Consider the following 19,713-nt stretch of genomic DNA (forward strand, 5'->3'; position numbering starts at 1 on the left):
GGCGCCCGCCCGGGCCCAGTCGGAGGTCCTTTATTGCCCGCTCGCCCTCGCCCGGCCGTGGCCGGCAGCCCGACCCACCAGCAGCACCCCCGCCCCCCGATCACCCGGCGGGGACTTCTGGGATCGGCCGCTGGGGCAGCCCTCCTCGCCGCGTGCGCGCCGCCGGAGCCGCCCGCCGCCGCCCGCACCACCCGGGCCCTGCCCGCCGACCGCTCGGCCACCGACCGGGTCGTGCGGTTCGCCAACTGGACGCAGTACCTCGACCAGGACGAGCGCACCAAGCGCTTCCCGACGCTGGACGCCTTCGTCAGGGCCAGCGGGATCCGGGCGTCGTACGTCGAGGAGATCGACGACAACGACCTCTACGTCAACAAGATCGCCCCCCAGATCCGCGCCGGCCAGGACGTCGGCCGCGACCTGGTCGTGCTCTCGGACTGGATGGTCCACCGGATGATCGCCCAGGACCTGGTCCAGCCGCTCGAGCTGATCCGGATGCCCCACGCCGGCAACGTCCTGCCTGCCCTCATGGATGCGCCCTTCGACCCCGGACGCCAGCACTCCCTGCCGTGGCAGTCGGGCCTGACCGGCATCGGCTACGACGCGAGCAAGGTCCGGCCCGTCAAGGCGGTGGCCGACCTCTGGCGCCCCGACCTCAAGGGCAAGGTGGTCGCCCTGTCCGAGTGGCGTGACACCCTCGGGCTGATCATGCGGGCGCAGGGCGTCGACCCGGCCAAGGCCTTCGGGCACGACCAGGTCGCCGCCGCCGTGGAGGTCGTCGACCGGCAGCTGGGCACCGGCCAGATCCGCCGGGTCAAAGGCAACTCCTACGTCGAGGACCTCAAGAGCGGCAATGCCCTCGCCGGGATGGTGTGGAGCGGCGACATCGCCACCCTGCGCGCCGAGACCGGCAACGAGCACTGGACCTTCGTCGTGCCCGAGTCGGGCGGGATGCTGTGGAGCGACAACGCCGTCATCCCGGCCACCAGCCCGCACCGCCGCAACGCCCAGCGGCTCCTGGACTGGTACTACCAGCCGGAGATCGCCGCCCAGGTGGCCGCCTGGGTGCGTTACATCTGCCCCGTCGCGGGCGCCCGCAAGGCCATGGAGAAGGTCGACCCCGAGCTCGTGGCGGACCCGCTGATCTTCCCGACCGCGGACTTCCTCGCCAGGCAGACCAGCGTGTTCCGCGCGCTGGACCCCCAGGAAGAGGCGGACTACGCCGCGATGTGGACCAAGGTGGTGGGCCAGTGATGCTCCGACGCACCCGACAGCCGGAGGCGGCCGCCCCCCGCGGCGAGGACGGCCCGACCGGCGACCTGCGCCTGGAGGGGCTGACCCGGCGCTTCGGGCGGCACCTCGCCGTCGACGGACTGGACCTGGTCGTCCCGCAGGGCTCCTTCTTCGCCCTCGTCGGCCCCTCCGGCTGCGGCAAGACCACGACCCTGCGGATGATCGCGGGTCTGGAGCAGCCGGACGAGGGAAGGGTGCTGATCGGCGAGCGCGACGTCACCACGCTGCGCCCCCACCGGCGGCCCGTCAACACGGTCTTCCAGTCGTACGCGCTCTTCCCGCACCTGTCCGTCGCCGACAACGTGGCCTTCGGACCGCGCCGGCGCGGGCTGCCGCGCGAGGTCGTCGCCGAGCAGGTGCGCGAGGCGCTCGCCCTGGTCGAGATGGGTGGTATGGCGGACCGGCGCCCCGCCCAGCTGTCCGGCGGCCAGCAGCAGCGGGTCGCGGTGGCCCGGGCCGTCGTCAACCGCCCGGAGGTGCTCCTCCTGGACGAGCCGCTGGGCGCGCTCGACCTCAAGCTGCGGCGCCAGATGCAGGTCGAGCTCAAGCGGCTGCAGGCGGCCACCGGGCTGACCTTCGTCCACGTGACCCACGACCAGGAGGAGGCCATGAGCATGGCCGACACCGTGGCCGTCATGCGCGACGGGCGGATCGAGCAGGTGGGCGCCCCCGCCGAGCTCTACGACCTGCCGCGGACGAGCTTCGTCGCGAACTTCCTCGGCCAGTCCAACCTCGCCCCGGCCTCGGTCGTCGGCGCCGAGGGCGACCTGCTCGTCCTCGAGCTCGCCGGCCAGCGGGTGCGGGTGCTGCGATCCCGCACCGCGCAGGTGGGCGCCCGCCGGGTGCTGCTCGGCGTCCGTCCGGAGAAGGTCCGCGTGGTGGCCGCGGGCGACAAGGTCCGCAAGAAGTCCGTCGCCAACGTCCTCACCCGCGCCACCGTCCGCGACGTGTCGTTCACCGGGGTCGCCACGCAGTACCTCGTGGACGTGCCCGGAGCGGGCACGTGGACGGTCTACGAGCAGAACGTCGACGTCGAGAGCACCGCACGACCCGGCGACCAGGTGACGATCGCGTGGGACCTGCGGCACAGCTTCACCCTGCCCGGGGACGACGACCCGCTGGCCGGCCTGTCCGCCGACGTCGTCGACCTCGCCGAGATCGCCGCCGAGGAACGGGCCGCGTCCGACCTCGAGGCCGGGCTCGGCGGGGCCACGGTGGAGGTCGCGCCGCGCGGCGCGGGGGACCCGCGGTCGTGAGTCGGCGCTCGGCATACCTCCTGGTCCTGCCCGGGATCCTGTGGCTGGCGGTGTTCTTCGTCGCCCCGCTCGTGCAGCTAGCCAGCGTCAGCCTGCAGTCGGACTACCCGGGCCAGCCTGGCTTCTACTACCGGGACGTCGACGTCGGCAACTACGCCCACGCCCTGACGACCTTCGCCCCCCAGCTCGGCCGGTCCTTCCTGTATGCCGCGCTGGCGACTCTGCTGTGCCTGGTCCTCGCCTTCCCGCTCGCCTGGACCATGGTCTTCCGGGCCGGGCGATGGCGCGGCCTGCTCATGGTGCTCGTGGTGGCGCCCTTCTTCACCTCGTTCATCCTGCGCACCGTCGCCTGGCGGCAGATCCTCGCCGACGACGCGCCGCTCGCCCGAGGACTGCGGGCGCTGCACCTGCTGCCCGGCGGGCACCTCACCGAGACCTGGGTGGCCGTCGTGCTGGGGCTGACCTACACCTTCCTGCCGTTCATGCTGCTGCCGCTCTACGCCTCCCTGGAGCGCGTCGACCCGGCCCTGGTCGCCGCCGGGGGCGACCTCTACGCCAGCCCGTGGCAGACCTTCCGGCTGGTCACGGTTCCGCTCGCGATGCCGGGCGTCGTCGCCGGGACGCTGCTGACCTTCATCCCGGCGGCGGGGGATTATGTCAACGTCGACCTGCTCGGCTCGGACCGCGGGACCTCGATGGTCGGCAACGCCATCAACGCGGAGTTCTTCCGCGTCATCGGGGGCTATCCCACCGCCGCGGCGCTGTCGTTCACCCTGATGACGCTGATCCTGGCGCTCGTCACCGGCTACGTGCGGCGCTACGGCACCCAGGAGCTGGTGTGATCCCCGCGACCCCTCGACGTGCGCGGCGCGCGACCCGCCCCCCGCGCCGGGCCGCCGACCTGCTGGTGCCGGCCGTCGCCGCGCTGGTGCTCGCCTACCTCTTCCTGCCGATCGCCTACACCTTCGTGTTCTCGTTCAACTCCTACACGAAGTCCAACATCTCCTGGTCCGGCCGGCCCACCCTCGACCACTGGCGCGACCCCTGCGGCGCACCGGGCGTGTGCGAGGCTCTCGGCACCTCGGTGCAGATCGGGCTGGTCGCGACGACCGTCGCCACCGTGCTCGGCACCATGCTGGCGCTCGCCCTGGCCCGAGGCAGGTTCCGCGGGCGTGGGCTCGTGGAGCTGCTCGTGCTGCTGCCGATGGCCACGCCCGAGGTGGTGCTGGGGGCCTCGCTGCTGACGATCTTCGTGCAGGGCTTCGCGCGGGTGGGCCTCGAGCTGGGCTGGTGGACGGTGGTCCTCAGCCACGTGATGTTCTGCCTGAGCTTCGTGGTCGTCACGGTGCGGGCGCGACTGCAGTCGCTCGACCCGCGGCTGGAGGAGGCGGCCGCCGACCTGTATGCCGGGCCGTGGGAGACCTTCGTGCGGGTGACGCTGCCGACGATCCTGCCAGGGGTCGCCGGGGCGGCGCTGCTGTCCTTCGCGCTGAGCTTCGACGACGTGATCATCACGACCTTCGTGTCGGGGCAGGTGCAGACCTTCCCGACGTACGTCTACACGGCCTACCTGCGCGGGATCCCCGCCGAGGCCAACGTGATCGGGACCGCGATGTTCCTGCTCGCGGTGCTCTGCGTGGTGGGCGCCCAGGCGCTGGGTCGCCACCGCGGCTGAGCCACCACCGGCACGCCCCTCGGGCCGTTCGGTCCTCCGCGGCTCGTCGGGCCGGGCCGGCGACGGGGTGGCTGACCGGCATACGACCCGGGGCCCGGGGGTAACCCGGAGGAATGACCGACCACACCGCCGTCGCCCTGACCGACGAGCAGCGCGAGCAGATCCGCAACGGTGCCTTCGGCGCCATCGCGCTGGTGTCCAAGGCAGACCCGGGCTTGCCGGCGATGTTCCGCGAGTCCATGGCGGGCTCCAAGGAGCTCGCCGCGGCGCCCGCCGACGTGCGCGAGCTGCTGGCCGGGCCCGGCGGTCTGCCCACGCCTGCCACCGGCTCCGCCGAGGAGGTCGAGACGCGGGTGGCCGACCTGCAGGCGGCGATGACCGCGCTGCGCACCGCGGCGCCGGCCCAGGCGGACGGCTACCGCCAGGTCGTCCTGGCTGCCTGCGCCGAGGTGGCCGGAGCCGCCGACGGCGTGGCCCCTGCGGAGCGGGCCGTGATCGACAAGATCGCCGTGGCGCTGCAGGCCTGAGACGGCGGCGCGGCCAGGTGGTCGATGCCGCCGACGGCGTCCGGCGTCAGCGCCTGGGGCTGGTGCCGGCCGCCGCGTGCGCCGCGGCCACCTTGCGCTGACGCTCCTTGATCAGGTTGTCCTTGGGGTCGTTGTCCGGGTCGAGCTGCGCGGGACCGAAGACAGACACCCCCAGGTAGCGGAGCTGCCACATGATGCGGTAACCGAGGCTGAGCCCGGTGTTGTCCTTGGCCATGGGTCTGGAAGACCTTCTCTCTGGGTCGGCGGCGTGCTCGTGAACCACGCACCACCCTAGACCTCCGCGTCGTCGCGATGATGGACACTGGCCCCGTGACGCAGACCTCATCGAGCCCCCACGTCCTGCCCGAGGGCCACCGCACCGTGGCGCTGCTCGGCTCCACCGGCTCCATCGGCACCCAGGCGATCGACATCGTCACCCGCAACCCGGACCGCTTCACGGTGACCGCGCTCTGCGCGGGAGGCGGGCAGCTCGACCTGCTGGCCCGGCAGGCGGCGCGGCTGCGCCCCGAGGTGATCGGCGTGGCACGCGGCGACGCGGATCAGGTGCGGGCCGCCGTGCGGTCCGCGATGGCGGAGGCCGGCCTCCCGGCATACGACCCGCAGGTCGTGGTGGGCGAGCACGCCTCGACCGAGGTAGCCGCGCACGGCGCCGACGTGGTGCTCAACGGGATCACCGGCTCCATCGGGCTGCGGCCCACGCTGGCCGCCCTGGACGCGGGCAGCACCCTGGCCCTGGCCAACAAGGAGTCGCTGATCGTCGGCGGCCCGGTCGTCACCCGGGCCGCGGCACCCGGCCAGATCGTGCCGGTCGACTCCGAGCACAGCGCGCTCGCCCAGTGCCTGCGCGGGGGGCGCGCCGAGGAGGTCCGGCGGCTCGTGGTGACGGCCAGCGGCGGACCTTTCCGCGGCATGCCGAGGGCGGCGCTGGCGCAGGTCACGCCCGAGCAGGCCCTGGCCCACCCGACCTGGGACATGGGCCGCGTGGTCACGACCAACTCCGCCACCCTGGTCAACAAGGGGCTCGAGGTGATCGAGGCACACCTGCTCTTCGGGATCGGCTTCGACCGGATCGAGGTCGTGGTGCACCCGACCAGCGACGTGCACTCGATGGTCGAGTTCACCGACGGGTCGACGCTGCTGCAGGCGAGCCCGCCCACCATGCTGATCCCGATCGCGCTGGGCCTGGCCTGGCCGGACCGGGTGCCGGAGGCGGCACCGGCCTACGACTGGAGCGTGCCGCGCACCTTCGAGTTCCACCCCCTGGACCGCGAGGCCTTCCGCGCCGTGCCGCTGGCCTATCGGGTCGGCGAGGCGGGCGGGACCCACCCCGCGGTCTACAACGCCGCCAACGAGGAGTGCGTCGAGGCCTTCCACGACCGGCGCATCGGCTTCCTGGACATCGTGGACACCGTGGAGCGGGTCGTGGACGAGCACCACGCGGGCGGGGAGCCGGTCGCCAACCTGGGGAACAACCCGGCCGACCTGGACGTTGCCGCTGTGCTGCGGGCCGAGTACTGGGCTCGCACCCGCACCCGCGAGATCCTGGGGCTCGCGCCCCAGGACGGCCGCCCCGACCCGACCGGCAAGGAATCCGCATGACCGTGCTCTCGACGATCCTCGGCATCCTCTTCGTCGCCCTGGGCGTCGGAGCCTCGATCGCCCTGCACGAGATCGGGCACCTGCTGCCCGCCAAGACCTTCGGCGTCAAGTGCCCGCAGTACATGATCGGCTTTGGGCCGACCGTGTGGGCCCGGCGGCGCGGCGAGACGGAGTACGGGCTCAAGGCGATCCCGCTCGGCGGCTACGTCAAGATGATCGGCATGTTCCCGCCCAAGCGGGCGGGGGAGGACGAGCACCACCTGCGGCCGTCGGGCACGGGTCGGGTCGGCGCCCTCATCGACGACGCCCGGGCGCAGTCGATGGAGGAGGTCCGGCCGGGCGACGAGGACCGCGTGTTCTACAAGCTGCGCACCTGGCAGAAGGTCCTGGTGATGACCGGCGGCCCGCTGATGAACCTGCTCATCGCCACCGTCCTCATCGGCGGGGTGATGGTGGGCTACGGCATCCCCGTGGACCGCGGGGCCCGGGTCGGCTCGATCCAGCAGTGCGTGCGCCCGGCGGGCGCCGACACCACCACCCCCTGCACCGACCAGGACCGCCCCACCCCGGCGGCCCAGGCCGGCATCGAGCCCGGTGACCGGCTGGTCTCGGTGGCGGGCAGGCCGATCGAGCGCTCCGCCGACGTGTCCGCGTCGCTGCGGCCCCGCGCGGGGCAGGCCACGCCGATCGTCGTCGAGCGCGACGGCAAGCAGCTCACCCTGACCGTCACCCCGATCACCAACGCCCTGCCCAGGCTCGACGCCGACGGCGCCGTGGTGGAGGGGCCCGACGGCAAGCCCGTGCTGGAGCAGACCGGCTTCGTCGGTATGGCGTCCGCCCGGATCTACCAGCGGGAGCGTCAGTCCGTCACCGCCGTCCCCGGGGCCATCGGGGACGCCGTCGCGCAGACCGCCGGGGTCGTCGTGAAGATCCCGCAGAAGATGGTGGGCATCGCGCAGGCGGCCTTCGGCTCCGGCGAGCGCGACCCCGACGGGCCGATCTCCGTGGTCGGCGTGGGGCGCATCGGCGGCGAGGTCGCCAGCGGCCAGGTCGCCGGGCTCGAGGGCGTCGGCTCCCGCCTGATCACGCTGATCTCGCTGATCGCCTCGCTCAACGTGGCGCTGTTCGTCTTCAACCTGATCCCGCTCATGCCGCTCGACGGCGGGCACGTGGCCGGCGCCCTGTGGGAGGGCCTGCGCCGGCAGGTCGCCAAGGTCGCAGGTCGCCCCGACCCCGGCTACGTCGACGTCGCGAAGGGCCTGCCGATCGCCTATGCCATGTCGCTCGTGCTGATCGTGATGGGTGGCCTGCTGATCTACGCCGACATCGTGCGGCCGGTGAAGCTCGGCTGAGCCCGGGCCCGGTCTCAGCCGGGCGCCCGAACCCACCCCGTCCGTCCCGACCGAGCACCGCGCTGGGAGATACTGACCACATGACCGTCTCGCTAGGCATGCCCTCCGGCCCGGCCCCCGTGCTGGCACCCCGCCGCCCGACCCGCAAGATCTCGGTCGGCACGGTCGAGGTCGGCGGCGACGCGCCCGTCTCCGTGCAGTCGATGACGACGACGCTGACATCGGACGTCAACGCCACCTTGCAGCAGATCGCCCAGCTCACCGCGGCCGGGTGCGACATCGTGCGGGTGGCCTGCCCGAGCCAGGACGACGCCGATGCGCTGCCCGCCATCGCGCGCAAGTCGCAGATCCCGGTGATCGCCGACATCCACTTCCAGCCGAAGTACGTCTTCGCGGCCATCGAGGCGGGCTGCGCCGCGGTGCGCGTCAACCCCGGCAACATCCGCAAGTTCGACGACCAGGTCAAGGAGATCGCCCAGGCCGCCAAGGACCACGGCACCTCGCTGCGCATCGGCGTCAACGCCGGGTCCCTGGACAAGCGCCTCCTGGAGAAGTACGGCAAGGCCACGCCCGAGGCGCTCGTCGAGTCGGCGGTGTGGGAGGCGAGCCTGTTCGAGGAGCACGACTTCCACGACTTCAAGATCTCGGTCAAGCACAACGACCCGGTCGTCATGGTGCGGGCCTACGAGATGCTCTCCGAGCGCGGCGACTGGCCGCTGCACCTGGGCGTGACCGAGGCGGGGCCCGCCTTCCAGGGCACCGTCAAGTCCGCGACGGCCTTCGGCGCGCTGCTGAGCAAGGGCATCGGCGACACCATCCGGGTCTCGCTGTCCGCGCCGCCGGTCGAGGAGGTCAAGGTCGGCATCGCCATCCTGCAGAGCCTCAACCTGCGCCCCCGCAAGCTGGAGATCGTCTCCTGCCCGTCGTGCGGCCGGGCCCAGGTCGACGTCTACACCCTCGCCGAGCAGGTCACCAAGGGCCTGGAAGGGATGACCGTGCCGCTGCGCGTCGCCGTCATGGGCTGCGTCGTCAACGGTCCCGGCGAGGCCCGCGAGGCCGACCTCGGCGTCGCGTCCGGCAACGGGAAGGGCCAGATCTTCGTCAAGGGCGAGGTCATCAAGACCGTCCCGGAGTCGGCCATCGTGGAGACCCTGATCGAGGAGGCCATGCGCCTCGCCGAGGAGATGGGCGAGCCGGTGGACGAGGAGTCCGCGGGTGCCCCCACCGTCAGCGTGAGCTGAGCGGCGTCGCACCAGGTCGTACGCCGAGACGACGCCCGTGCTGACGGCTTCTCGGCGTACCTGCGTCTGCTCCCGGGGCCACACGTGCCGCCCGATCCCGTGGGTGGGCGCAGGCAGGGCGCCGCTGCGGGAGTGTCCGCGCTTCCGGCGGCGTCGCGGGCGGGTGGGGACGGCAGGGCGCGTCAGTGTGGGGAGCGGGGGGCGAGCCGCGGCCGCAGCACGGGCCTCGGCCGGGTGGTGGGTGCGGAGACGGGGCGTAGCGGCTCCACGGACGGCGGTCCGCTGACGATCTCCACCCCGGCGAGGACGGCGCCACCGACCCGGGGGACGAAGCCGAGGTCGAGGCGGCCGTCGGTGACGGTCACCTCGAAGGTCGGCTCGTAGGCGCGGTGACGGCCGCCGGTGCGCGCCACCAGGTCCACCTGGCTCGCGACGACCCGCCCCTCGGCGGTGACGTCGAAGACCCGCTTGCCAGGGGCGGTGTGGTAGTCCTCGGCCTGGTAGAGCCGGACGGTGTACGTGCCGTCGGGCACCGGACGGCTGTAGGACCGCACGTCGAAGGCCTGGGTGCGGTAGACCGAGTCGGACGTGGTGCCGAGCACGTCCTTGCCGGCCAGCTCGGTCGAGGTCGTGGTCGTGTCCACGTTGTGACGCGGCTCCCAGGCGCGCCTGGTCTCGTCGAGGAAGGGCGACCAGGCCATGGCCTCCCGGGCGGTGGGAGTGCCCGCCGTGCCGGGCTGCGGGCCCGGTGCGGAGGTCGGCGGCGCCGCGTAGTTCATGGGGAGGACCTCGAGCAGCTCGAGGGGGAAGGCGCGTTCGCCCTTGGTGGGGTCGCCGAGCATCTCTTGCCAGTCGGCGCGGCCGCGGAAGAGGGTGGGGTAGGGGTCGGTGGGCAGGGCCAGGGGGTTCTCGGCGCGGAAGGAGACGCTGCCGGCGGTGTCCCAGACGATGAGGCCGTAGTCCTGGGCGGCCTTGGCGATGGTGCGGGCGGTGGGGGACAGCTTCATGGCGTCCAGGTTCACGGTCCTGGGCAGGCGCAGCATCTGGCCCTGGGCCACGGTGGCGCGGCCGGTGGGGTTGTAGCCGTCGGTGCGGTTGGCTGGTGCGCTGATGGTGGGCCAGGGGGCGATGTTGGGCAGGGCGATGCCGACGACGTGGTCGATGTGGCCGGCGGCGAGCTCGCTGGCGCGGATGGTGCCGCCGGCGAAGGACAGGCCGGAGGCGGTGGTGCCGAAGGGGGCGGGGAAGACGCCGTTGGAGGTGGTGGCGGTGCGGATGGTGCCGCCCCAGCAGGCGGTCCATCGGCCGTTGGTCTTGGTGGTGATCCAGGTCTCGGTGAGCTCGCCGGTGTCGGCGTTGTAGACGGTCATCTCCTGGTCGGTGCCGGCGGCGGGGACGGCGCGGTCGGGGATGTGCAGGTTGGTCAGGTGGCCCGAGATGAGGCCGGAGTCGCCGTATGTCTTGCCCTGGCAGTTGTCCCAGGCGTAGGTGACCAGCGGATCGGTGTTGCGTGCGACGTACAGCGGGGAGGAGTAGGCCTTGGTGTTGACACCGATGGCCGGTGAGCCGGGTTTGCCGTAGTACTGGATGGACTGGTCGTAGAGGAACTGCGCCTTGGCGACGGACTGCGGGTCGGTGGGGGTGGTGGTGGGCAGTCTGCGGTACCAGAACGAGTCCGCGGCGAACACCCGGGTCGGGAAGGGCTCCGGAGCGACCACGGCGGGGACGGAGACCGCCAGGGCCGAGACGGAGCCGAGCGCGAAGGTGACGGTGGCCAGGCAGACCACGAGCACCCCGCCCAGCGTGGTGACGCCTCGGGCCCGGGCGCGCCGACCGTCGCAAGCGCGATCGCGGGTGATCCGGGCGAGGGGGTGGGGGCGCAGACGCATGGGATTCCTCGCGGGACGTGCCGACGCTTCGGCCGGGCTCAGAGGCAGAGTGAGTGACGGTTACCACCAGTGACGCAGTGTTGCCGAAAATGACTGGCCCGGACGCTGGGAGGAACCGGGCGGCACTCGTTCGGCGGACCCAGATCGGGCGGCCGGCCGCTCGCCGTGCTCGGCTGGGCCAGGCCCCGGGATCGGCCCTTCGCCCAGGTAGGACGGCTGCTTCGCGTCATCGAGCAAACGCGCAGGGTGAGGTGGACCCCGTGTCATTTCGACGTCGAAGTCTCCGCTATGATCGCGTTGCACGCGGTTCGGCAGATGGGGCCGATCGGGGGCATCACGGCGAGATGGGCGCCGCTCCCTTCGCGTGCACCAGGTGGGGGACGAGCGCCCCACCACAGGCAGGAAGGGCCTCGTCGACGTGTCGGCGGGGCCCTTTTCTGCATCCTCGACCGGGCGCACCGGGGATGTGGCCTGACCGGCCGGACCCCGCGGGCCCGCCTGCCCGCGGCGGAGCGGCAGGTCCTGGCCCGGGTCGTCGTCGCCGGGTCAGCGGTGACGGACGGCGGTCGGGGCGGTGGCGCGGGTGCCGGTGACGGTGGTCGCTGCGAGGCTGGTGGTCGCGCGGGGCGCGCTCAGGACCTCCACCGCGGCCAGCAGGGGGGAGTCGACCTTGCGCGGGAACCCGAGGTCCAGGCGGCCGTCGCTGACGGTTACGGTGAAGGTGGGCTCGTAGGCGCGGTAGCGGCCGCCGGTCCGGGCATAGATGTCGACGTTGGTGGCGATCGTCCTGCCCTCGGCGGTGACGTCGAAGACCCGCTTGCCAGGGGCGGTGTGGTAGTCCTCGGCGGTGTAGAGCTTGACGGTGTACGTGCCGTTGGGCAGGGCGCGGCGGTAGCTCGTGAAGTTGTAGGCCGTGGTGCGGTACAACGCGTCGTCCTGAGTGCCGGTGACGTCCATGGTGGCCATCGCGGTGGCGGTGTTCAAGGAGTCGAACCCGGCACGCGGGTTCCACACCAGCCCACGGCGATCGGTCACCGGGGAGAAGGCCGTGACCTCACGGGCGACGCTGGTGCCGTTGGTGACCGGTGCCGGCGCCGGTGCTGGTGACGGCGTCGGCGTCGGCGTCGGCGTCGGGGTGGGCGTCGGTGTGGGGGCGGGCGCGGGGGTGCCGGTCCTGTTCGGGTTGTCGTAGTTCATGGGGAGGACCTCGAGCAGCTCGAGGGGGAAGGCGCGTTCGCCCTTGGTGGGGTCGCCGAGCATCTCTTGCCAGTCGGCGCGGCCGCGGAAGAGGGTGGGGTAGGGGTCGGTGGGCAGGGCCAGGGGGTTCTCGGCGCGGAAGGAGACGCTGCCGGCGGTGTCCCAGACGATGAGGCCGTAGTCCTGGGCGGCCTTGGCGATGGTGCGGGCGGTGGGGGACAGCTTCATGGCGTCCAGGTTCACGGTCCTGGGCAGGCGCAGCATCTGGCCCTGGGCCACGGTGGCGCGGCCGGTGGGGTTGTAGCCGTCGGTGCGGTTGGCTGGTGCGCTGATGGTGGGCCAGGGGGCGATGTTGGGCAGGGCGATGCCGACGACGTGGTCGATGTGGCCGGCGGCGAGCTCGCTGGCGCGGATGGTGCCGCCGGCGAAGGACAGGCCGGAGGCGGTGGTGCCGAAGGGGGCGGGGAAGACGCCGTTGGAGGTGGTGGCGGTGCGGATGGTGCCGCCCCAGCAGGCGGTCCATCGGCCGTTGGTCTTGGTGGTGATCCAGGTCTCGGTGAGCTCGCCGGTGTCGGCGTTGTAGACGGTCATCTCCTGGTCGGTGCCGGCGGCGGGGACGGCGCGGTCGGGGATGTGCAGGTTGGTCAGGTGGCCCGAGATGAGGCCGGAGTCGCCGTATGTCTTGCCCTGGCAGTTGTCCCAGGCGTAGGTGACCAGCGGATCGGTGTTGCGTGCGACGTACAGCGGGGAGGAGTAGGCCTTGGTGTTGACACCGATGGCCGGTGAGCCGGGTTTGCCGTAGTACTGGATGGACTGGTCGTAGAGGAACTGCGCCTTGGCGACGGACTGCGGGTCGGTGGGGGTGGTGGTGGGCAGTCTGCGGTACCAGAACGAGTCCGCGGCGAACACCCGGGTCGGGAAGGGCTCCGGAGCGACCACGGCGGGGACGGAGACCGCCAGGGCCGAGACGGAGCCGAGCGCGAAGGTGACGGTGGTGTGGAGGGTGACGGCGAGAGACATGGGGATGTCCTTGGATCATGTCGAGGGCGAGGGCCGGCGTTGAGCACCACCGGGAGGACCCATCACAAAGAGTGACTGAACAGGTCACTCTCAGTTAGGAGAACTTGAAGTCTCGACCAGGAGGGCAGGCCTCAGTAGACCCACTCGGGCGAAGATTGTTGACGCAAGGTGACCAAATGCCTCAGCAGGTCTGATCGTTCGCGGTGCCGAATGTCCCCCTGGGCGCCCCCTGGCCCCTATGTCCGGCCCGTGACCTGCCGGGCGCGAGGCGCCCCGGCCGCTGTGGCGACGTGACAACGCGAGACCGAGCGGCCACAGTGTCTGCATGCTCCGATCCCGCTCGCCCGTGCTCCAGCTGGGGCCGGCCGACGCGGAGGCTGCGCTGGCCACCTGCGCGCAGGATCCCGACGCCAACGTCTTCGTCGCCGCGCGCATCCTCGACGGCGTCCTGCGCGGCAGTGCTGGGCTGCTGCTGGGGCACCCGCACGACGACACCACGGGCCGGTGGCGGAGCCTGGTCTGGGCCGGCGCCAACGTCGTTCCCGTGCAGCTCGAGCCGTCCGAGGCCCCGGCCTACCTGGGCCGGCTGCGCCGCCGCCGTCGATGGTCCTCGTCGGTCTTCGGCCCGGCGGCCGCCGTCCAGGCCCTGTGGGGCGGGCTGTCCCCGGGGTGGGGTCGACCGCGCGCGGTCCGGGAGCGACAGCCGGTCATGGCCACCACCACCCCGCCCAGCCTGCTCGGGTGCGCCCTGGACGAACGCGTCCGGCTGGCCCGCCCCGGGGAGGTCGACGCGGTGGTCCCGGCGGCGGCGGCGATGTTCACCGAGGAGATCGGCTACCCGCCCTACGTCGGCTCGGTCGCGGCCTACCGCCAGGCCGTGGCCCTGCTGGTCGAGCAGGGCCGGACGTATGTCGTCACCGAGGGCGACGAGGTGGTCTTCAAGGCGGACGTAGGCTCGGTGGCGCTCGGGGTCGCCCAGGTGCAGGGGGTGTGGCTGACGCCGCGGCTGCGAGGACAAGGTCTGGCCGGGCCGGCCATGGCCTCGGTCGTCGAGGCCGTGCTCGCGACCACGGCGCCGCGGGTCTCCCTCTACGTCAACGACTTCAACGTCCGGGCCCGGGCGACCTACGCCGGGATCGGGATGCAGCACGTCGGCGACTTCCGGACCGTCCTGCTCTGAGGCGCCCGCGAGCCGTCGCAGGACCGGCACCGGCGGTGCCATCGGTTCGTCCGTCCCGCCGTACGGCCGATATCCTGCCGGGACCAGGGAGGGCCGTCCCGTCCTCCGCACCCCGCCCCGAGGAGCCCCACCGTGTCAGGTGCCGTCATGCGCATGTCGTCCCTCTTCCTGCGGACCCTGCGCGAGGACCCGGCCGACGCCGAGCTGCCCGGCCACAAGCTGCTCGTGCGCGCCGGCTACATCCGTCGCGCCGCGCCCGGGGTCTACACCTGGCTGCCGCTCGGGCTCAAGGTGCTGCGCCGCGTCGAGGACGTCGTCCGCGAGGAGATGGACCAGATCAGCCAGGAGCTGAGCTTCCCCGCGCTGCTGCCGCGCGAGCCCTACGAGGCGACCGGCCGGTGGACGGAGTACGGCGACAACCTCTTCCGGCTCAAGGACCGCAAGGGCGCCGACATGCTGCTCGGGCCCACCCACGAGGAGATGTTCACCCTCACGGTCAAGGATCTCTACAGCTCCTACAAGGACCTGCCGCTGTCGATCTACCAGATCCAGACGAAGTACCGCGACGAGGCCCGCCCCCGCGCCGGGCTGCTGCGCGGTCGCGAGTTCGTCATGAAGGACTCCTACTCCTTCGACGTCTCCGACGAGGGGTTGCAGCGGTCCTACGACGCCCACCGCGCGGCCTACGTCCGGATCTTCGACCGCCTCGGCTTCGACTACGTCATCGTCCAGGCGACGTCCGGCGCCATGGGTGGCTCCGCGTCCGAGGAGTTCCTGGCGGTCAGCGAGGTCGGCGAGGACACCTTCGTCCGCGACGGGAGCGGGTATGCCGCCAACGTCGAGGCCGTGCAGGTCGCCGAGGCCGCACCCGTGGACTTCGCCGACGTCCCGGGCGCCCAGGTCGTCGCCACCCCCGACACCCCCACCATCGAGACCCTCGTCGAGGTGCTCAACGCCGAGCACCCCCGCCACGACGGCCGCCCCTGGACCGCCGCCGACACCCTCAAGAACGTCGTCGTCATGCTCCGGCAGCCCGACGGCACCCGCGAGCCACTCGTCGTCGGCCTGCCCGGCGACCGCCAGGTGGACGCCAAGCGGCTCGAGGCGCAGGTCGCCCCGGCCGAGGTCGAGGACTTCACCGAGGCCGACTTCGCGGCCCACCCGCAGCTGGTGCGCGGCTACATCGGTCCGGAGGCGCTGGGGCAGCAGGTGACCCGCGACGACCAGGGCCAGGTGGTGTCCGTCGAGGGCATCCGCTACCTGCTCGACCCGCGGGTCGGCATCGGCTCGTCCTGGGCGACCGGCGCCAACCGCCAGGGCCATCACGTGATCAACCTGGTGCGCGGCCGCGACTTCGAGGCCGACGGGATCATCCAGGCGGCCGAGGTCCGCGACGGTGACCCGTCCCCGCAGGGCGAGGGCACGCTCAGCACCGCCCGCGGCATCGAGATGGGTCACATCTTCCAGCTCGGGCGCAAGTATGCCGAGGCCCTGGGCCTGAAGGTCCTGGACGAGAACGGCAAGCTGGTCACCGTCACCATGGGGTCCTACGGAATCGGCGTCTCCCGGGCCGTCGCCGCGATCGCCGAGGCCAACCACGACGACCTCGGGCTGGTCTGGCCCCGCCACGTGGCTCCCGCCGACGTCCACGTGATCGCCGCCGGCAAGGGCGAGGAGCTCTTCGCCGAGGGCGAGCGGATCGCCCGCGAGCTCGCCGACCAGGGCCTGACCGTGATCTACGACGACCGCACCGGCAAGGTCAGCCCCGGCGTGAAGTTCAAGGACGCCGAGCTCGTCGGGGTGCCCACCATGGTGGTCGTGGGCAAGGGCCTGGCCGAGGGCGTCGTCGAGATCAAGGACCGCCGGTCGGGCGATCGTCGCGAGGTCTCGCCCGCCGACGTCGTCACCGAGGTGGTGCGCGAGGTCCGCGGCTGACGGCCCGGTCGGCCTCGACATCTCGGCCGCGCCACGCCGCACCTGGACGGGTCGTCCCTGCGGGGACGACCCGTCCTAGCATGCGACCCATGACGTCTTCTCCGGTCGAGAGCGCGCACCGACCCGTGGATGCGGTGATCTTCGACTGGGGCGGCACCCTGACCCCCTGGCACGACGTCGACCTGCGACAGCAGTGGGTGGAGTTCGCGCGAGGCTACGGCACCATGGCCTGCTCGCTCCACGAGCTCACCGGGCGTCTCGTCGTCGCCGAGGACGAGCTGTGGCGCCGCTCCCGGACCACCCACGAGTCGTCCCGGCTCGCCGAGCTGCTGGCCGGGGTCGGTCTGGACCCCGACGGCGAGGCCACCCGCGCGGGGCTCGCGGCCTACGAACGCTTCTGGGAGCAGCACACCCTCACCGACCCGCAGGTGCTGCCGCTGTGGGCGGGGCTGCGCGAGCGGGGGATCAGGGTCGGCGTGCTGTCCAACACCCTCTGGACGCGGGAGCACCACCGCGCGATCTTCGCCCGCGACGGCGTCGAGCACCTGCTGGACGGCGACGTCTACTCCAGCGAGATCGCGTGGGCCAAGCCGCACCCCGAGGCCTTCCGGGCGGCGGCCCGGGCGGTGGGGGTGGCGCCGGAGCGCTGCGTGTATGTCGGCGACCGGTCCTTCGAGGACGTCCACGGCCCGCAGCAGGTGGGGATGCGGGCGATCTGGGTGCCGCACTCGCGGATCCCGGTGGCGCAGCAGGTCTCCCACGACGCCGAGCCGGACGCCGTGGCCCACGAGCTGCTCGACGTGCTCACGATCGTCGACGGCTGGCGGGCGGGCGGCGGCCCCGGGCGGCCGCCCGATGGCTGACCTGTCCGCGCCCGTGCTCGCCGGGCTCGTGGCCGCGGCCTTCTGCGCGGGCTGGGTGGACGCCGTGGTCGGTGGCGGGGGACTGATCCAGCTGCCGGCGCTGCTCCTCGGCCTGCCCGGTGCCTCCCCGGCACAGGTGCTCGCCACCAACAAGCTCGCGTCCATCTGCGGCACCACGACCAGCGCGGCGACCTACTACCGCCGGGTGCGGCCCGACCTGCGCACCGCGATACCCCTCGCGCTCGCGGCCTTCGCCGGGTCCCTGGTCGGGGCCGGCCTGGCCACCCGCATCCCCCAGGCGGCGTTCGACCCGGTCATCCTGGTCGCGCTGGTCGTCGTCGGGACCTGCACGGTGTTCCGGCCGAGCCTGGGGTCGGCCACCCGGCTGCGGTGGTCCGGGCGCCGGCACCTGGGCGCCGCCCTGGCCGTCGGGGCCCTGATCGGGTGCTACGACGGGGCGCTCGGGCCCGGCACGGGTTCCTTCTTCGTCTTCGCGCTGGTGGGGCTGCTGGGCTATGCCTTCCTCGAGGCGAGCGCGAAGGCCAAGATCGCCAACCTCGCGACCAATCTCGCGGCCCTGGTGGTCTTCGTCCCGCACGGCGCGGTGATCTGGCCGGTGGGCCTGGCGATGGGCGCGGCGAACGTCGCGGGCGGCTACCTCGGGGCCCGGACGGCCGTGGCCCAGGGGACCGGCTTCGTCCGGGTCGTGTTCGTGGTGGTGGTCGGCGGCTTCGTCATCCGCATCGGTGGCCGACTGCTCGGCCTCTGGTGAGCGGGCGGGCCCTCAACGGCGACGTCGCCGGCCGGGCAGCCGCAGCCGGACCCGGCGCCGGCGTTCTGCCCGGACGACCGCCCAGCGACCGATCCCCGCCGCCAGCCCCATCAGCATGCCGGGGACGAGCAGGAAGGTTCCGTCCATGGCGTCGGCCCCGAGGTCGCGGTGGTGGTCGGCCATCCCGCCCAGGGTGCCGACGGCCACCCCGACCAGGAGCCCGAGCAGCGCCCCGAGCAGGGTCAGGGCCCACACGTGGGGTCGGCCCGGGGGTCGGCCCGCCAGCCGCGCCGCCCGCTCCCGGGGTCGCAGCCAGCCGGCGGCCAGCCCCGCCGCGGCGAGCATGCCGGGCAGCAGGAGCAGCAGGATCGTCCGGTTGCGCACGGTTCAGCCTCGCACCCGCTCGTAGGTCACGAAGGCGAAGGCCGGGTGGTCCGGCCCCGCGGGACGCTCCTCGCGCGCGGTCTCGCGCCACTGCGCCGGGTCGACCTCGGGGAAGTAGGCATCGGCCGCCGGGGCGTCGTCGACCTCGGTGAGCTCGAGCCGGTCGGCGTGCGGGAGGGCGAGGGCGTAGATCTCGCCGCCCCCGCCGCAGGTCACCTCGCCGGGACCGGCGAGCACCAGGGCCTGCTCGATCGACCCTGCGGTCTCGGCGTCGTCGCGGTGCCAGCGGTCGTCGCGGGTCACCACGATGGTCCGGCGCCCCGGCAGGGCCCGGCCGATCGCGTCATAGGTCCGCCGGCCCTCGATCATCGGCCGCCCGACGGTGAGGGCCTTGAACCGCGGCAGGTCGCCGGGCAGGTGCCAGATCAGGGCGCCGTCGCGACCGAGCGCGCCGTTGCGGCCGACGGCGGCGACCAGGGTCAGGGTCTGTCCCGGCACCGGCACCGGCGAGGCGGGGGGAGGGGTGGGGTTCGTCATACGGCGATCGGAGCCTTGATCGTCGGGTCCGCCTCGTAGCCCTCGAGGGTGAAGTCCTCGATCTCGTAGGCGTCGATCGACGCGCGCCGCCGGATGAGCATCGTGGGCAGGGGTCTGGGCTCCCGGGTGAGCTGCAGCCGGGCCTGGTCGAGGTGGTTGAGGTAGAGGTGCGCGTCGCCGAGGGTGTGCACGAAGTCGCCGGGGGTCAGGTCGGTCTGCTGGGCGACCATCATGGTCAGCAAGGCGTAGGACGCGATGTTGAACGGCACCCCGAGGAAGACGTCTGCCGACCGCTGGTAGAGCTGGCAGGACAACCGTCCGTCCGCGACGTAGAACTGGAACATCGCGTGGCACGGCGGCAGCGCCATCCGGTCCACGTCGGCGACGTTCCAGGCGGACACCACGTGGCGGCGGGAGTCGGGACGGGTGCGCAGCTGCTCGAGGACCCGGGCGATCTGGTCCACGTGCCCGCCGTCGGGGGTGGGCCAGCTGCGCCACTGGTGGCCGTAGACCGGACCGAGGTCGCCCCGCTCGTCCGCCCACTCGTCCCAGATGGTGATGCCGCGCTCCTGCAGCCACCGCACGTTGGTGTCTCCGCGCAGGAACCACAGCAGCTCTCCGATGATCGAGCGCAGGTGCAGCCGCTTGGTGGTCAGCACCGGGAAGCCCTCGGCCAGGTCGAAGCGCATCTGGTGGCCGAAGACGCTGCGGGTGCCCGTGCCCGTGCGATCGGTCTTGACGGCGCCCTCGTCGAGGATGCGGGCGAGGAGCTGGTGGTACTGCTGCATGCCACCACGCTAGCCGCCGACGCCGACCGGCCCCGGTCAGCGCCGTACCGGCTGCGCCACCCGCCAGGGTAGGTGTGATGCAGCACACATCTGACTTCCTGGCCCCGGGGTAACGAACGCCGGTGCTCGTCCGATGTCCCTCCCGGATCGCGCAACCACCCGGACCCCCGAGCGGGTGGTTGCGCGA

18 protein-coding genes are annotated in these 19,713 nt (G+C 72.7%); 12 read left to right on the top strand and 6 right to left on the bottom strand.

All coding sequences use genetic code 11. The features are described from left to right. Positions 1–33 precede the first annotated feature (33 nt). The 5 genes from ACK2IS_RS06555 (at position 34) to ACK2IS_RS06575 (ending at position 4,748) form a co-directional block, all read left to right on the top strand. Positions 34–1,251, top strand: a complete 1,218-nt coding sequence (locus ACK2IS_RS06555) for a spermidine/putrescine ABC transporter substrate-binding protein (RefSeq protein ID WP_409485336.1) — start codon at positions 34–36, stop codon at positions 1,249–1,251. Then, on the top strand, positions 1,251–2,546 hold the full coding sequence (locus ACK2IS_RS06560; RefSeq protein ID WP_409485337.1) for an ABC transporter ATP-binding protein: 1,296 nt from the start codon (positions 1,251–1,253) through the stop codon (positions 2,544–2,546). Before ACK2IS_RS06555 ends, ACK2IS_RS06560 begins: the two co-directional genes overlap by 1 nt. Then, a complete protein-coding gene (locus ACK2IS_RS06565; RefSeq protein WP_409485338.1) occupies positions 2,543–3,388 on the top strand; it encodes an ABC transporter permease in 846 nt (281 codons plus the stop codon). Before ACK2IS_RS06560 ends, ACK2IS_RS06565 begins: the two co-directional genes overlap by 4 nt. Positions 3,389–3,447: 59 nt before the next feature. Next, on the top strand, positions 3,448–4,221 hold the full coding sequence (locus ACK2IS_RS06570; RefSeq protein ID WP_409485645.1) for an ABC transporter permease: 774 nt from the start codon (positions 3,448–3,450) through the stop codon (positions 4,219–4,221). Positions 4,222–4,334: 113 nt separating this feature from the next. After that, on the top strand, positions 4,335–4,748 hold the full coding sequence (locus tag ACK2IS_RS06575) for a hypothetical protein (RefSeq protein ID WP_409485339.1): 414 nt from the start codon (positions 4,335–4,337) through the stop codon (positions 4,746–4,748). Between the two features lie 46 nt (positions 4,749–4,794). On the opposite strand, the gene ACK2IS_RS06580 is transcribed toward ACK2IS_RS06575, so the two are convergent. Next, positions 4,795–4,983 carry a hypothetical protein gene (locus ACK2IS_RS06580; protein ID WP_409485340.1) on the bottom strand — a complete coding sequence of 63 codons (189 nt, stop codon included), beginning with the start codon at positions 4,981–4,983 and terminating at the stop codon, positions 4,795–4,797. An 80-nt stretch (positions 4,984–5,063) separates the two neighbouring features. Here ACK2IS_RS06580 and dxr point away from each other — a divergent pair, with 80 nt between their 5' ends. The 3 genes from dxr to ispG all read left to right on the top strand — a co-directional run bounded on the left by dxr (position 5,064) and on the right by ispG (position 8,961). Beyond that, positions 5,064–6,368, top strand: coding sequence for a 1-deoxy-D-xylulose-5-phosphate reductoisomerase (dxr, locus tag ACK2IS_RS06585; RefSeq protein ID WP_409485646.1), 1,305 nt, complete (start codon positions 5,064–5,066; stop codon positions 6,366–6,368). Beyond that, on the top strand, positions 6,365–7,720 hold the full coding sequence (locus ACK2IS_RS06590; protein ID WP_409485341.1) for a M50 family metallopeptidase: 1,356 nt from the start codon (positions 6,365–6,367) through the stop codon (positions 7,718–7,720). Before dxr ends, ACK2IS_RS06590 begins: the two co-directional genes overlap by 4 nt. 80 nt (positions 7,721–7,800) lie before the next feature. After that, positions 7,801–8,961 carry a flavodoxin-dependent (E)-4-hydroxy-3-methylbut-2-enyl-diphosphate synthase gene (gene ispG / locus ACK2IS_RS06595; RefSeq protein ID WP_409485342.1) on the top strand — a complete coding sequence of 387 codons (1,161 nt, stop codon included), beginning with the start codon at positions 7,801–7,803 and terminating at the stop codon, positions 8,959–8,961. 182 nt (positions 8,962–9,143) lie between these two features. Here the strand turns inward: ispG and ACK2IS_RS06600 are convergent, their stop codons facing one another. Then, complete coding sequence (locus ACK2IS_RS06600; RefSeq protein WP_409485343.1) at positions 9,144–10,850, bottom strand: malectin domain-containing carbohydrate-binding protein; 1,707 nt, start codon at positions 10,848–10,850, stop codon at positions 9,144–9,146. A gap of 546 nt (positions 10,851–11,396) precedes the next feature. Beyond that, the gene (locus ACK2IS_RS06605; RefSeq protein ID WP_409485344.1) at positions 11,397–13,067 is read right to left on the bottom strand and encodes a malectin domain-containing carbohydrate-binding protein; all 1,671 of its coding nucleotides are present in this window, start codon (positions 13,065–13,067) and stop codon (positions 11,397–11,399) included. Between the two features lie 325 nt (positions 13,068–13,392). Here ACK2IS_RS06605 and ACK2IS_RS06610 point away from each other — a divergent pair, with 325 nt between their 5' ends. The 4 genes from ACK2IS_RS06610 (at position 13,393) to ACK2IS_RS06625 (ending at position 17,817) form a co-directional block, all read left to right on the top strand. Further along, a complete protein-coding gene (locus ACK2IS_RS06610; protein WP_409485345.1) occupies positions 13,393–14,247 on the top strand; it encodes a GNAT family N-acetyltransferase in 855 nt (284 codons plus the stop codon). 147 nt (positions 14,248–14,394) lie between these two features. Further along, a complete protein-coding gene (locus ACK2IS_RS06615) occupies positions 14,395–16,182 on the top strand; it encodes a proline--tRNA ligase (RefSeq protein WP_409485346.1) in 1,788 nt (595 codons plus the stop codon). An 89-nt stretch (positions 16,183–16,271) separates the two neighbouring features. After that, positions 16,272–17,045 carry an HAD family hydrolase gene (locus tag ACK2IS_RS06620; RefSeq protein ID WP_409485347.1) on the top strand — a complete coding sequence of 258 codons (774 nt, stop codon included), beginning with the start codon at positions 16,272–16,274 and terminating at the stop codon, positions 17,043–17,045. Next, the gene (locus ACK2IS_RS06625) at positions 17,038–17,817 is read left to right on the top strand and encodes a sulfite exporter TauE/SafE family protein (RefSeq protein ID WP_409485348.1); all 780 of its coding nucleotides are present in this window, start codon (positions 17,038–17,040) and stop codon (positions 17,815–17,817) included. Before ACK2IS_RS06620 ends, ACK2IS_RS06625 begins: the two co-directional genes overlap by 8 nt. Before the next feature lie 12 nt (positions 17,818–17,829). On the opposite strand, the gene ACK2IS_RS06630 is transcribed toward ACK2IS_RS06625, so the two are convergent. From ACK2IS_RS06630 to ACK2IS_RS06640, 3 genes are read right to left on the bottom strand one after another with little or no spacing between them, the layout of a single operon-like run. Next, positions 17,830–18,201 (bottom strand): hypothetical protein, encoded by a 372-nt coding sequence (locus tag ACK2IS_RS06630; RefSeq protein WP_409485349.1) that lies wholly within the window; start codon positions 18,199–18,201, stop codon positions 17,830–17,832. A gap of 3 nt (positions 18,202–18,204) precedes the next feature. Next, the gene (locus ACK2IS_RS06635; RefSeq protein WP_409485350.1) at positions 18,205–18,738 is read right to left on the bottom strand and encodes a dihydrofolate reductase; all 534 of its coding nucleotides are present in this window, start codon (positions 18,736–18,738) and stop codon (positions 18,205–18,207) included. Then, on the bottom strand, positions 18,735–19,526 hold the full coding sequence (locus ACK2IS_RS06640; RefSeq protein ID WP_409485351.1) for a thymidylate synthase: 792 nt from the start codon (positions 19,524–19,526) through the stop codon (positions 18,735–18,737). The genes ACK2IS_RS06635 and ACK2IS_RS06640 overlap by 4 nt, the downstream gene beginning before the upstream one ends. Positions 19,527–19,713: the final 187 nt, after the last annotated feature.

It is taken from the genome of Arsenicicoccus dermatophilus, assembly GCF_046267915.1.
GTDB classification, from domain to species: Bacteria; Actinomycetota; Actinomycetes; order Actinomycetales; family Dermatophilaceae; genus Arsenicicoccus; species Arsenicicoccus dermatophilus_A.